The 14387-nt window shown below is 45.8% G+C and carries 14 protein-coding genes; all 14 read right to left on the reverse strand.

Annotation, left to right across the window (positions count from 1 at the left end):
* Positions 1-230 precede the first annotated feature (230 nt).
* The 14 genes from dapA to rbfA all read right to left on the reverse strand — a co-directional run bounded on the left by dapA (position 231) and on the right by rbfA (position 14379).
* Positions 231-1112 (reverse strand): 4-hydroxy-tetrahydrodipicolinate synthase, encoded by an 882-nt coding sequence (gene dapA / locus BN1546_RS01335; RefSeq protein ID WP_013370736.1) that lies wholly within the window; start codon positions 1110-1112, stop codon positions 231-233.
* Between the two features lie 41 nt (positions 1113-1153).
* Positions 1154-2371, reverse strand: coding sequence for an aspartate kinase (gene dapG / locus BN1546_RS01340; RefSeq protein WP_013370735.1), 1218 nt, complete (start codon positions 2369-2371; stop codon positions 1154-1156).
* Between the two features lie 35 nt (positions 2372-2406).
* Positions 2407-3444, reverse strand: coding sequence for an aspartate-semialdehyde dehydrogenase (locus BN1546_RS01345; RefSeq protein WP_090735465.1), 1038 nt, complete (start codon positions 3442-3444; stop codon positions 2407-2409).
* Between the two features lie 134 nt (positions 3445-3578).
* Entirely contained in the window at positions 3579-4172 is a 594-nt protein-coding gene (locus tag BN1546_RS01350) for a dipicolinate synthase subunit B (protein WP_090735468.1), read from the reverse strand.
* Complete coding sequence (dpsA, locus tag BN1546_RS01355) at positions 4169-5068, reverse strand: dipicolinate synthase subunit DpsA (protein ID WP_090735469.1); 900 nt, start codon at positions 5066-5068, stop codon at positions 4169-4171. The genes BN1546_RS01350 and dpsA overlap by 4 nt, the downstream gene beginning before the upstream one ends.
* A gap of 190 nt (positions 5069-5258) precedes the next feature.
* A complete protein-coding gene (gene dut / locus BN1546_RS01360) occupies positions 5259-5705 on the reverse strand; it encodes a dUTP diphosphatase (protein WP_090735472.1) in 447 nt (148 codons plus the stop codon).
* On the reverse strand, positions 5689-6948 hold the full coding sequence (locus BN1546_RS01365) for a M16 family metallopeptidase (RefSeq protein WP_090735474.1): 1260 nt from the start codon (positions 6946-6948) through the stop codon (positions 5689-5691). Before BN1546_RS01365 ends, dut begins: the two co-directional genes overlap by 17 nt.
* A gap of 66 nt (positions 6949-7014) precedes the next feature.
* Complete coding sequence (locus tag BN1546_RS01370) at positions 7015-8022, reverse strand: polysaccharide deacetylase family protein (RefSeq protein WP_013370729.1); 1008 nt, start codon at positions 8020-8022, stop codon at positions 7015-7017.
* A gap of 217 nt (positions 8023-8239) precedes the next feature.
* Positions 8240-10342, reverse strand: coding sequence for a polyribonucleotide nucleotidyltransferase (pnp, locus tag BN1546_RS01375; RefSeq protein WP_090735477.1), 2103 nt, complete (start codon positions 10340-10342; stop codon positions 8240-8242).
* A gap of 214 nt (positions 10343-10556) precedes the next feature.
* On the reverse strand, positions 10557-10826 hold the full coding sequence (gene rpsO / locus BN1546_RS01380; RefSeq protein WP_007430074.1) for a 30S ribosomal protein S15: 270 nt from the start codon (positions 10824-10826) through the stop codon (positions 10557-10559).
* A 132-nt stretch (positions 10827-10958) separates the two neighbouring features.
* The gene (locus BN1546_RS01385) at positions 10959-11897 is read right to left on the reverse strand and encodes a bifunctional riboflavin kinase/FAD synthetase (protein WP_025679739.1); all 939 of its coding nucleotides are present in this window, start codon (positions 11895-11897) and stop codon (positions 10959-10961) included.
* A gap of 168 nt (positions 11898-12065) precedes the next feature.
* Complete coding sequence (gene truB / locus BN1546_RS01390; RefSeq protein ID WP_090735479.1) at positions 12066-13004, reverse strand: tRNA pseudouridine(55) synthase TruB; 939 nt, start codon at positions 13002-13004, stop codon at positions 12066-12068.
* A complete protein-coding gene (locus BN1546_RS01395; protein WP_090735482.1) occupies positions 13001-13978 on the reverse strand; it encodes a DHH family phosphoesterase in 978 nt (325 codons plus the stop codon). Before BN1546_RS01395 ends, truB begins: the two co-directional genes overlap by 4 nt.
* A gap of 50 nt (positions 13979-14028) precedes the next feature.
* Entirely contained in the window at positions 14029-14379 is a 351-nt protein-coding gene (gene rbfA / locus BN1546_RS01400; protein ID WP_013370723.1) for a 30S ribosome-binding factor RbfA, read from the reverse strand.
* Between the last annotated feature and the right edge of the window lie 8 nt (positions 14380-14387).

A 14387-nucleotide genomic window follows, 5' to 3' on the forward strand; every position in this document is an offset into this window, starting at 1 on the left:
ACAAGTCATCCTGTTCGTTACGCTAGGTTTCCCATTGCCTTCTCAAACCATAAGTATGTGCCATTTTATCTACAAGCCTGGTTAACAGCATAGCAAAAAGGACGTTCTATAAGAACGCCCTTCATATCGTAATACCTTGTCAGGGCAATAACCCAGTCGATATTATACCTACCGACTACCCTTAACAAGGATACTCCTTGTATTCATCAACATCTTTCGTCTATTTCTTTTTAGCGGGTAAATAAATTCTTAATAAACTCTGCTTCATCCTCGGTAGGCGGGATAAGTGGCAACCGAACTGAACCTACCTTAATCCCCCGTAACTCCAATGCATACTTTACAGCTACCGGATTAGGCAAAGGATGAGGACAGCCGAACATGCCCTTAAAAATCGGGAACAACTGTTGATGCAGTTTTGCTGCCTCTTGAGCGTGTCCCCCTACAAAGGAATCCAGCATTCGCTTCATTTCTGCACCTACCACGTGACTTGCTACGCTGATAATACCATAAGCACCTACAGCCATGGCAGGTAATCCAGATGCATCATCCCCGGAATAAACCAGAAAACCTTCTGGTGCTGCCGCTGCAATCTGTGTAACTTGTGCAAGTGATGCACATTCTTTGGTTCCTACAATGTTCGGAATTTGTGCAAGCCGCAGTGTCGTTTCAGCTGTCAGGCTGGCACCGGTACGGCTTGGAACATTATACAGTATAGCTGGAAGGGATGTGGAGTTTGCAATACTTTTGAAATGCTGATACATCCCTTCCTGATTCGGTTTATTATAATATGGCACTACCAGCAGCACACCGTCTGCTCCCGCCTGCTCCGCAGCACGGGTGAGGTGGATGGAATGACGTGTGTTATTGCTTCCTGTCCCTGCAATAATTTTACATCGCCCAGCTGCTTTTTCTACAACAAATGCAAACAACTTAATTTTTTCATCATCACTCAGGGTAGGAGACTCCCCTGTTGTTCCAGATACAACAAGTGACTCTGAATGCTGTTCTTCTATTAAATAATCAATCAACGAGGACAATGCAGTCCAGTCAATCTCTCCTTGCTGATCAAAAGGTGTCACCATTGCGGTAATCAATCTGCCGAAGTTCACCATGCTGCCTCCTTTTTTTGCAAGTCCGAGCACGGACAATGCGCCTATTGATGGAGTTCAAATTTATTATGCAATGCGCGTACAGCCTGCACCATATCTTCCTTTTTAACAAGTACCCAGATCGTGGTGTTGGAATCTGCCGATTGAAGGATCTGTACGTCTGATTCTGTCAATGCCTCCACAATTGTCGCCATAATACCTGGTACCCCGTTGATACCACCGCCTATGACCGAAACTTTAGCACACCCGGCCAGTATTTTAGGCTCTAGACCCAAACCGTTAAGTACTTCAACCGCTTTGCTTCCATCATTATCAAATACGGTATAAACCGCTCCTGATGGAGTTACATTAATGAAATCGACACTGATTCCGTGTTCAGCCATAGATTTGAATACTTGTAATTGCAAGTGCTCCAAACCCGACTTTAATTCAACAGTAATTTGAGTAACATTGCCGACATACGCAATACCGGTCACGAAGCGGTCTACGATATCTGCCTGCACATCTTTAAAGCCTTCCGGATGGGTAACCAACGTCCCCTCTCCCTCGGAGAAGGTAGAGCGAACCCGTACCGGAATATTAGCCTGCATGGCTATTTCCACAGCACGAGGATGGATCACCTTTGCTCCCTGATGAGCCATATTACAAATTTCCGTATAGCTAACATGTGCAAGCGGCTTCGCATTTTCCACAATACGCGGATCAGCGGTCAATATACCATTCACATCTGTATAAATATCAACCATATCCGCATGTAGAGCAGCACCTAGTGCAGTAGCTGACGTATCGCTGCCTCCCCGACCAAGGGTAGTCATATCACCATCAGCTGTTTGTCCCTGAAAACCAGTCACAATGACCACTCTGCCTTGGTTCAGTTCTTCCACAATACGGTCTGGCTTGATATCCAAAATCCGAGCATTGCCGTATTGATCATCCGTAATAAAGCCTGCCTGTGCTCCAGTCAGCACTGTAGCAGGGATACCTTCCTTCTCCATCAGGCTGCACAATGTAGCAGCAGAAATGATTTCACCACAGCACAGCAGTAAATCCCGTTCGCGCTTCGGAAGACTGTCGCCGTTAGATGCCGCCCAATCCAGCAACGTGTCCGTGGCATAAGGCTCTCCTTTCCTCCCCATGGCCGACACAACAACAACCAATTGAAAATTTTGCTTCAGTTCCCGCTTCACATGTGCCAGCACAAGTTGACGCGCTTCAGGTGTGGATAGCGAGGTTCCCCCAAATTTTTGCACCAAAATACCCATTATTCTTCCCCCATATACTCCCGGCTTTAGGAACGTTACTCCGCTTTTGCAGCAATAATTTCCGCGATTTGCACCGCGTTCCATGCCGCTCCCTTGAGCAGATTGTCGGATACGACCCACAAGTTCAAACCACGGCTATTGCCCAAATCACGACGTACACGCCCTACGAATACGTCAGGTTTTCCTGCCGCTTCGGATGCGAGCGGATAAAGCTGGGCAGCAGGATCGTCTACCAGCGTTACTCCAGGTGCGGAAGCCAACAGATTACGAACTTCTTCTAGATCATAATCTTTTTTAAGCTCTACATAGACGGATTCCGAGTGACCGTATACAACAGGAATACGCACACACGTTGCTGTTACGTCTACAGAATCGTCACCCAATATTTTTTTCGTTTCGCGTACCATTTTCATTTCTTCCAGTGTATAGCCATTATCCTGAAACTTATCGATTTGCGGAATAGCATTGAAAGCAATCTGATGTTTTACTGGCAACGAACCTACCGGCAGCAGATCTGGCTGAACCCCATCACCGTTAAGAATGGCTGCGCTTTGACGATTCAATTCATCAATAGCACGGCTTCCAGCGCCCGATACGGCCTGGTATGTGGATACTATGATACGAGAAATGCCATATTGATCATATAATGGTTTCAAAGCAGCTACCATCTGGATGGTGGAGCAGTTCGGGTTGGCGATAATTCCCTGATGCTCGGCAATTTTATCGCTGTTCACCTCAGGTACTACAAGAGGAGCTGTCGGTTCCATTCGGAATGCGTTGGTGTTGTCAATGCAAACTGCCCCATGACGAACAGCATGCGGCGCCAGTTCCTTACTCACGTCTCCGCCTGCACTAAACAAAGCAATGTCGATTCCTTCAAAGCTGTCGGGGGTAGCAATCTCTACTGGAATCTGCTGACCTTTAAAGCTAATTAACGTGCCGGCAGAACGAGGCGAAGAAAGAAATTTGATTTTGTCCACAGGAAAATCTCGTTTTTCCAGCAGATTTACGATCTGTTCGCCTACAGCGCCTGTCGCTCCAACGACAGCTACATTAAACTTTCTATTGCTCATCTGGTGTATCTCCCCTTCTCGACTAAAAAACCATTTTTTATTCTGAAAGCATCCACCGCCAACAAGAAATTAGACTCGATGCATTATCGAATCATCTTCTAGGCGAGGGATGCTCAGCAGTTAACTATAGTACTTCATAGGGTCTTGCGTTCCACAATCATCGGCTGAATCTGTTTGCCCTGCAATGCTTCATAGGCAGCCTCTGGAATCAACTCCATATTGGCTACAAGCGAGTTCGGCTTTTTAACTGGATTATCCTGTCCGAACGGCACAAAAAAGATGTTTTTGGCTACTAGTAACTTGGCGATATTAGCAGCATTTAGACCAAGTCCATCATTAGTAGAAATGGCTAAAAGAAGTGGACGACCATTGCGTAATTGCGCCTTGGCAGCCATTAAAACCGGACTGTCTGTCATCGCATTCGCTAACTTACTCATCGAATTCCCCGTCAACGGTGCAATCACCAGCACATCGAGCATTTGGGAGGGTCCCAGTGGCTCAGCCTCCACAATTGTAGAAATGATATCATTCCCTGTTATATCTTTCAACTGTTTTTGCCAACTTTGCGAAGTACCGAAACGAGTATCCGTTGTTAGTACGGTATTGGATATAATGGGAACGACCTTCGCACCCTCATTTACGAAGCGCTGTATAACAGGCATTACCTCTTCAAACGTGCAATGTGAGCCTGTAATGGCATAACCTACTGTTTTCCCTTGCCAACTCATTGCGCATCCCCCCGATCAGGATTGTCTTCCATTAACAACTGCACCAGCGTATTCGCTATAATGGCACCTGCAGTTTTGGGAGCAACTATTCCGGGAAGACCGGGGGCAAGCATAGCCGTAATTCCACGTTTTTCCGCATACCGGAAATCACAACCGCCCGGGGCAGAAGCAAGATCTATAATCACGGTGCTCAGTGGCAATTTAGACAGGATTTGCGCTGTGATAATCATAGAGGGTATCGTATTAAAAATCAAGTCAACTCCCTTTGTCTCATTCGCTAAATCCCTCGTCATAAAAGGCTTCCAACCCATTTCTACAGCTCTCGCTGCATCCTCTGCCCGCCGTACTCCAACCTTCACTTTGGCTCCCAATCCCTGTAGTACCCTTGCCATGGTAAATCCAGTCCGTCCCATGCCTAGAACCATACAATCTGCACCATGAATCGTAAAATCAGTATGCTGAATTGCCATCATCAGTGCGCCTTCAGCCGTAGGTATAGAATTGTATATGGCCACATCATCTCTTTCCAGCAGCTCAACCAGCTTCAATTCATGTCTGGTACATATTTCTTTTAAGTACGCTCGCGCCATCCCTGTATATACAACGCAATGCGGTGGAAGAGCAGCAGCATGCTCATTCAGAAACTGGAGCTTCTGTGCTCCGAAAAGTGCATTTACGTTGCCTTCCTCATCGCATCCCACCACCGGTAGAATCAGTGCGTCTGACGATTCCAGCAGCTTGACAGACATGGGTTCTAGTGTGACTCCTTTGAGTGGTACTTCAAGCATGTCAAAGCCGACCACGGTGACGGTAGCATCCATGTCCACACATTTGCGGATTACCTCAAGCTGCCTCGCATCTCCACCCAAAACAACGATGCGCATTCCTGTTAGCATCCGGATCACTCCTTTCCGAGACACGATATGCTTTTAGTCTATGCAGATGCCCGGAGAGGGGTGAAAAAACACAAAAAAAGCCGCCCCTCTACGGGACGACTTTTATGTATATGCTTACTTTTAAACGAGTAATATTGAAGTTTTTGCAAAATGACAATTGGATTACAGGTTTTGCAAGTAAATCGTAGACTCAGCGTCCTGTATGACCAAACCCACCAGCACCCCGCACTGTTTCAGACAAATGGTCTACTTGTTTCAGCTCGACCTCAGGCACAACCTGAAATACCATTTGTGCAATTCGCTCATTGCGCGTAATGGTGAACGGTTCCTCGCCTAAATTGATAAGGAGCACCTTAATCTCCCCACGATAATCCGCATCAATCGTCCCAGGTGTGTTAAGACAAGTAATACCATGCTTGAGAGCCAGTCCACTGCGCGGACGGATTTGTGCCTCTAATCCTGCTGGCATAGCTATTGCAAATCCAGTTGGAACGAGGCATCGTTTGCCAGGTTCCAGAACCAAATCCTCCTGCACTGCTGCATACAAGTCAAACCCAGATGCAAGCTCTGACATTTTGCGGGGTAGCTCAATATCTTTATTGCCCCCGAGTCTGTTAATTTCAACGTAAGTTAACAAAATAGTCCCTCCTCATATCCTTAACCGCTGAATCACTCGCTCCGACCATTGACAGAGCAAACGGCTCCGAAAACATCCGATCCAGCACTTTGTTCACATCATCAGCCGTTACTTGCTCGATGTGTTCTATCATTTGATCCAGCGTATAATGCTGACCCAACATTAACTCATTCTTTCCAAGACGGTTCATCCGGCTACCAGTGCTCTCAAGGCTTAAAATCAGACTTCCTTTTAGCTGCTCCTTGCCTTTGCGAAGCTCATTAGCGTCCAAACCGTTGACAGCTACATCTCGCAACAACTCCAGTGTCAAATCGAGCACATCCTTTGTTTGCTTAGGAGCGGTGCCTGCGTAGATCGTGAACATTCCACTATCTGCATGGGAGCTATGATAGGAATAGACCGAATAAGCCAGTCCGCGTTTTTCACGAATTTCTTGAAATAAACGTGAGCTCATGCCCCCGCCGATCGCGTTATTCAGCAAAACCATAGCATACTGGAGATCGTCGCCTATTGCAAATCCAGGCAGGGATAGACAAATGTGATTCTGCTCCGTTGCTTTCTCATGGTACAACAGCTGACCGTTAAACGCAGGTACTGTCAGTGGCGAAACGGTTCCATGATTATCGAAATGCCCAAAATGTTGCTCCAGCAATTCTACAAGACGATCGTCAACATTACCAGCCACACTGATAACTGTATTATCAATTGTATAGTGCTCCTTCATATAATGGCTGAGATGTGAGCTATCCATAGCTAGCAGGTGATCTTCGGTTCCGAGAATCGGATAAGCCAGTGGGTGCTCACCATAGGCCGCGCGAGAAACAAGATCGTGCACCATATCATCAGGTGTGTCCTCGTACATGGAGATTTCCTCCAAAATCACATTTTTCTCTCTTGCTAGCTCTTCCTGATCCAATTTGGAATTAAAGAACATATCAGACAGTACATCGACTGCGATCGGTAGATGCTCATCTAGCACTTTTGCATAATAGCACGTATATTCCTTCGAAGTGAAAGCATTAACATTTCCTCCGATGGCGTCAAATTGCTCAGCGATTTCCTTAGCACTAAAACGCTCTGTTCCTTTGAAAAGCATGTGTTCAATAAAATGAGAAATACCGCTATTGTCCGATGTTTCGTTCCGAGAACCGGTTTTAACCCAGATGCCGAAAGAAACAGAACGCACGGTTGGAATTTTTTCGATGACCACTCTTAGGCCGTTTTTAAGTTGAATTCTTTCCACGCTTGGCCCTCCTAAACTGAATTGCATACTTAGCCATAATGTTCAATCCTAACAGAAAAAAGACATTCACTCAACCGGAGCTGGTAGCTGCCGATCAGGGGAAAGCGTCTGACTAACAGTTCCAAGTACAAGTCCTTTACTACGGATGGCATGAATCATGCCTTTGAGAGCAGCAGCAGACGAATCTGTTGGGTGCATCAATATCAGGGAGCCTGACTCAACCTTGCTGTTAATTTTATGAACCACCGATTGCGGTGACGGATGTTTCCAATCTACGGTGTCCAATGTCCACAACACTGTTTTGAGCCCATGTTCTGCTGCTATATCCACTGTTTGTTGATTAAAGTCACCCGATGGAGGGGCAAACCAATTATTTTTGACACCTAAAGTTTGTTGAAGAAGCTCTTCCGTCTTTTCGATTTCTTGTACGGCTCTAGCTCGGCTCAAACGACTCATATTAGGATGAGAGTAAGCATGATTCGAAAGCTCATGCCCTCTTCTTTGAATTTCCTTGGCGAGTTCAGGATTTTTCTTCAGCCAACTTCCATCAAGAAAAAATGTAGCCTTAACCTTCTCCTGATCCAATGTATCCAATATAGGCACGATAAACTCATTCCCCCATGCTACGTTGATCATGAAGGAAACCATTGGTTTTTCAGGATTGCCCCTGTAAATTGGGACATTACCCAGTTGATTTAAATGTATTTTGGGTGCCAATTGGCGATATACATATTGAATAGGCCGATCTGGAGCTGCAATGGCTTTGCGATAGGTAGCATCCAGATCGACCTCCAGTCCGTTATAACCTGGAATAGCCTTCCACACCCTGTCTATCTTGGCATCAACTGGTTCTCTTCGCTGACGCGTTGCTTCTGTCTTTAGTCGCTGCATGAGCGCATTATCAGGCAAAGCTACTACCGCCATCGTGGGTGTAGCTTCAAGCTCTTCGGCTCCTGTAGCGTCTCCATTGCGTAATTGACTAGCGTAGTCACGAACCCCGCTAAACTGCCCAATTACCAGTGTGATGGCTAAAGTGGCTACCACCCACACTGCTCGTTTCACCCTACTCATCATTCCTTCATCCTCCCGCTCGTTTGTCCACATTGTATGCGAGAAGGACAAGATCTATGACGTAGTAAGCTATAGAAGCCCACTTGGGTGCAACTTGTGCATATGTATGAAAAAAGAGCCAGAAACGTAGCTCTGCCTCTTTCCAAAAACTTAATTAATGCTATTCAAACCCCTTATTTTGTACAAACGTATAGACTCCCTGTGGTATGCGAACCACAACCTAGGACTTAGCAGGAGCTTCAGCCGTCAGTACTGCCTTACGGGACAAATTGACACGACCTTGCTGATCGATTTCAGTTACTTTCACTGTAATCGTATCACCAATAGCAATGACATCTTCAACTTTGGCTACACGCTCAGTAGACAGTTGAGAAATATGAACCAGACCATCTTTACCCGGTAAAATTTCAACAAATGCGCCGAATTTTTCAATTCGTTTGACTGTACCGATGTAAATCTCGCCGACCACGACTTCTTTTACGATACCTTCAATAATGGAACGCGCCTTCTCATTCATCTCTTGATTTGTAGAAGCGATGAACACACGACCATCTTGTTCAATATCGATTTTCACGCCGGTTTCTTCGATGATCTTGTTGATGATTTTACCACCAGCTCCAATAACATCACGGATTTTGTCCGGGTTAATGTGCATTGTCATAATTTTTGGAGCATACGGAGACAATTGCTCACGTGGTTTCTGGATCGCTTCCATCATTTTTCCAAGAATAAACAAACGTCCTTCTCTGGCTTGCTTGAGCGCATCCTGTAAAATATTGCGGTCAATACCGTCAATTTTAATATCCATTTGAATGGCAGTTACGCCTTCCGCAGTACCAGCAACTTTAAAGTCCATATCGCCCAGATGATCTTCCATACCCTGAATATCCGTCAGTACGGAAACATGATCTCCATCCTTGATCAATCCCATAGCTACGCCTGCAACTGGAGCTTTAATCGGTACACCTGCATCCATCATGGCCAGTGTGCTTGCACAAATACTAGCTTGTGAGGTCGATCCATTCGATTCCAGCACTTCGGAAACCAGACGGATCGTGTACGGAAATTCAGTTTCGGAAGGAATTACTTTGGAAAGCGCACGCTCACCAAGAGCACCATGTCCGATTTCACGACGACCCGGCGCGCGCAATGGACGAGCCTCACCTACGCTGAATGGAGGGAAATTGTAATGATGCATGAAGCGTTTGGTTTCTTCCAGATCAATACCATCCAGAATTTGTACATCCCCTAGTGCACCAAGAGTACAAACGCTAAGCGCCTGCGTTTGCCCACGTGTAAACAAGCCTGAACCGTGCGTACGCGGCAAAATGCTAGTGTCGCTTTCAATTGGACGAATTTCGTCAAGCTTACGACCATCAGGGCGCACTTTATCATGCGTAATCAGACGACGAACTTCTTCCTTAACGATATCATAGAGAACTTCGCTCACATCACTCAAAAGCTCAGGTGTCTCTATGTATTGTGCTTCAAAATGGGCAACGGTCTCTTCATTAACTGCATCAATCGCCTCTTGGCGGGCATGTTTTTCTGCAATTTTAACAGCTTTCACCAAACGATCAGCTGCATAAGCACGTACTTCACTGTTCACTTTTTCATCAACAGCATGCAGCTTAACCTGCATTTTTTCTTTACCTGCTACTTGCACCAATTGTTCAATAACTGCCACAATGTTCTTAATCTCATCATGTCCGAACATAATAGCTTCGAGCATAACTTCCTCTGGAATCTCATCGCCTTCTGCTTCTACCATCATAATGGCATCTTTTGTTCCAGCTACAACGAGATACAGATCGCTTGCGTTTTGCTGTGCAATATCTGGATTAATCACAAATTGTCCGTTTACACGACCTACAGCAACTCCGCCAATTGGACCGTTAAAAGGAACATCCGAAATACTGAGTGCTGCTGAGGTTCCAATCATGGCTGCAATTTCTGGTTCGCAATCCTGATCAACACTCATGACTAGGTTTAACACCTGCACATCATTGCGGAAACCTTCAGGAAACAATGGGCGAATTGGACGGTCTGTCAAACGACTGGATAAAATCGCCTTTTGACTCGGGCGTCCTTCACGCTTAATGAATCCGCCAGGAATTTTCCCCACAGCATACAATCTTTCCTCATAGTTCACGGTCAGCGGAAAAAAGTCCAAATCTTTCGGTTCACGGGAAGCGGTCACAGTACACAGCACAACTGTTTCTCCGTAACTCACCTTAACTGCCGCATTGGCTTGTTTTGCAAGACGTCCTGTTTCAAGCACCAGCTTTCTTCCGCCGAGTTGCATTTCTACGCGTTGCTCCATGGTATCCCTCCATTTCATTTCATTGTAAAAGTTCTATACACATCCAGTATTTCCTGCGCAGGTCTTATTCATAAGAAATTCACAGACAAAATAGGATATGTAATTCAAAAAAAGATTCCTCATTTCAAAAAAGAACCCGGCTGCTGTCCGCCGTCGCCTTAGCAGGGACAAGCGGTGAACAACCAGGCTTCTTTTCTCATTACATGTCTGAAAATTAACGACGCAGTCCGAGACGCTCGATCAACGCACTGTAACGTTTAACATCAGTCTTCTTCAGGTAAGCCAAAAGTTTACGACGCTGACCGACCATTTTCAACAACCCGCGGCGGGAGTGATGGTCTTTCTTGTGCGAACGAAAGTGACTTTGCAAGTTGACGATGTTTTCAGTAAGGATAGCGATTTGTACCTCAGGTGATCCTGTATCGGATTCATGAGTTTTGTACTCCTCGATCAATTGCTGTTTACGCTCTTGAGTCAATGCCATCCTGTTCACCTCCTTCATTATAATCGCCATTAGCCTCGTAACCGCCGGTGAAAGCGGACAACCAAGCTAAGGTTCATCGTTGTTTACACAACATAAGTCAGTATAACACAGCGCCTGTCTTATGTAAATAAATTAGCCCAACAGCTTTTTAGCCGTTTGTGCGTCATTGCCAATTTGGCTGATCAGTTCATCCACCGAAGAGAATTTGCGTTCAGGGCGGATGTAATGGTGAAGCTCAACGAGCACAGACTCCCCATAAATTTGTTGATTAAAATCAAAAAGATGTACCTCAAACGACGGATTCAGCACACCTTCATGAAAAGTAGGCTTAACCCCTACATTCATTACACCATTTATCCAATGATCACCTATGAGCGCCCGTACAGCATATACACCCTTAACCGGAATGACATAAGAATCATCCAGCTTGAGATTAGCTGTCGGAAAACCGATTGTGCGTCCGCGCTTCTCACCATCCATCACAGTACCCTGGATACGATAAGGGCGTCCCAACCAGCGCGAGGCATGTGCTAAATCCCCCGTCTGTAAAGCACGGCGAATGCCTGAGCTGCTTACCTTATCCCCATCCAGTTCGAACGGTGGTACAGTGTAGACAGACATCAGCTCTCCTCCCAGCTTCCGAAGCGTATCCTCATGCCCGGCTCCCCGGTGGCCAAACCTAAAATCAAAACCTACTACCGCCGTTAGAATTTGTAATGGGAGTAACACGTCTGTTATAAAAGCCTCCGGGCTAACCTTGGAAAATTCTTCGTTAAAACTTAAAATATAAAGTACATCCACACCCATATCGGACAGAATAGTCTGCTTATCCGCAAGCGGTGTTAAATAACCTTCATAATCGCCTTTTTTCATGACTTCCTTCGGATGAGGGTGAAATGTCATGACAGATACTGGCACTTTCTGTTCGCGAGCGAGCGCGACGGCCTTGCGTATCACGCTTGCATGTCCCAGATGAAGGCCGTCGAACTGGCCGATCGCCGTGACTTGTGGACGTCCCCATTGCTGCAATAGCTCATCACTCAAAGGATAAGATAACGATACGGTAATCATATTCATTCACCTGCATTTCACATCATTTGACTAACTTCGTCAAAAATTATAGCACAATTCAAGGTGAAAAACGTCTATCAGCATAATTTCACAGAAGCCAGGCCGCAGTCTAGGAGAAAATCTCTGACGATTATAGAATGATTCAGCTCCGCTGAAAATTTATAAATCCTACAAACTTAAAAAAACTTTAATTGGAGCGATCGCACCTGATTCATCCCGTCCATATATGCCTAAAAACGTTTTATCCTCTTTATATAATCGGAAAGGCTGGTTGTCTGTCACTGGTGGTGAAATCATACTCAGTGACAGGCGTTGGCCTTGCAGAGCCGCAGCTGCCTTGGATTCAGCCACTGTATGCTCAGGCATATAGTCAATTGCTTTATCGGTGGCGATAAGCCGCTCACCTAGGCTACCATCGGCTACATAGCGCTCAATTTCTTCAAATGTTAAACAATGTTCTGTAGAAATTCCCGCAGACATGGTTCGCTCCAGCTTAACCATTGTTGAAGGATATCCCAATTCACGGCCAATATCAACACATAGTGTACGGATGTAAGTACCTTTGGAGCATAAAGCACGAAAAGAAATATCCACATGCGTCCCCATCTTCGCAAATCCCGTCATTTCCAGCTCGTAAATGCTCACTTCACGACTTTTACGCTCCACGGTTTTGCCCTCTCGAGCCAGCTCGTATAGACGTTTTCCATCTACTTTGAGGGCAGAGTACATGGGTGGGACTTGGGAGATCGTACCAACGAAACGCTCCAAAACCGCTTTGGCTTCCATTTCGGTCACCTCAACCGGACGTTCGCTCTCTTCTGTTATTGTCCCAGTCAGGTCTTCGGTATCAGTGGCAATGCCTAAGCGCAGTGTAGCCCGGTATTCCTTGGGTCGCTCTTGCATGTACTCCACCACTCGGGTAGCGCGTCCCAGACACAAGGGCAGAACACCGGTTACCTGCGGATCTAGTGTCCCAGTATGTCCTATTCGCTTCATCCCCAATAAACGGCGAGCCTTGGCCACCACATCATGAGAGGTAAATCCAGCAGGTTTATAAACAGGTAGAACACCTTCCCAAGTTGCCTGTTCCTTCTTTATTGGGTTCATAGCTCAGACTTCACCCGCCCTACAACTGTCTCAATGATATCTTCCAGCTTACCCTCTAGTCGACAGCCAGCCGCACGTACATGTCCGCCGCCCCCAAATGATTGAGCCAGCGCAGCTACATCAACATTCCCTGCCGATCTCAAACTAGCCTTGGTCGCTTGATCATTAATAACTTTAAAGAAAATACCGACTTCAACCCCACGAATATTTCTTGGATAATTCACGATGCCTTCCAAGTCCTCATTTACAGCACCACATTCCATCATATCATCAGGTGTTACAACGACCCAAGCAACTTTACCGTCCTCCGACATAGTGAGCGTTTGCAATGCTTTGGTTAGTACTTTCATTTGGGGAAATGTCATTTCCTCGAGCAATTTCTCGGACAAAAATGGGCCATCTACACCATAAGCAAGTAGCTGTGATACCGTAGACATCACTTTCGGTGAAGTATTGGAGTAGCGGAAGCCTCCCGTATCTGTTAACAACCCTGTATATACAGCTGTTGCTACTTCGACATCCCAAGTTACTGCAAACTTTTCCAATAAATCAAAAAGGATTTCCGCTGTTGCCGCAGCATCTGACTTAATCACATTAACCGTACCATAAGCATCGTTCGTTGGATGATGATCGATATTCAGAATAATGGCATCTTCCGTAAAAAACTGCTCTGTCAAACCAACACGACGGTAATCCGCACAATCTACACAAATGATCCGGTTGTATTTCCGTTCTGGCGGTTGTTGACTCATATCCATAATCTCATCGGCATGCCATAAAAAATCCATGCGTTTAGGAATAGGTCCCTCATTCAGCATGGTAAATTTCTTCCCCAGACATGAGAGAAGCCAGCCCACCGTTACGGTGGAGCTGACTGCGTCTCCGTCCGGCTGTACATGCGATACGATCAGGTAATCATCATGCTCCAGAATAAATTCCTTCGCTTGTTGAAGCGCCTGTTCATAGGTATGCATTGCCGTCTCCTTTACATTCAGTTCATGGTTCTTCAGACTAACAAAAATTCCTATTTCTCATCCTTGTCGATATCACTCAACAGCTTTTCAATTCGGCTGCCATAAGCAATAGATTCGTCAATTTTGAAAATCAGCTCAGGAATATGGCGAAGCCGTATCCGTTTGCCAAGTTCAGAACGGAGATAACCGTTCGCTTTGTCCAGCGCCTTCAGAGAAGAAGTTTTTTGTTCTTCATCTCCAAGTACGCTCAAGTATACTTTCGCTTGGGACAAATCGTTTGTGACATCGACACCAGTCACCGTAATAAAACCGATACGTGGGTCTTTTAATTCGGTCTGTATGAGTAGGCTTAGTTCCTTTTTAATCTGCTCGCCAACTCGACCTGTACGTATTTTAGCCATGGGTGCTC

It is taken from the genome of Paenibacillus sp. Mc5Re-14, assembly GCF_001049835.1.
GTDB classification, from domain to species: domain Bacteria; phylum Bacillota; class Bacilli; order Paenibacillales; family Paenibacillaceae; genus Paenibacillus; species Paenibacillus polymyxa_C.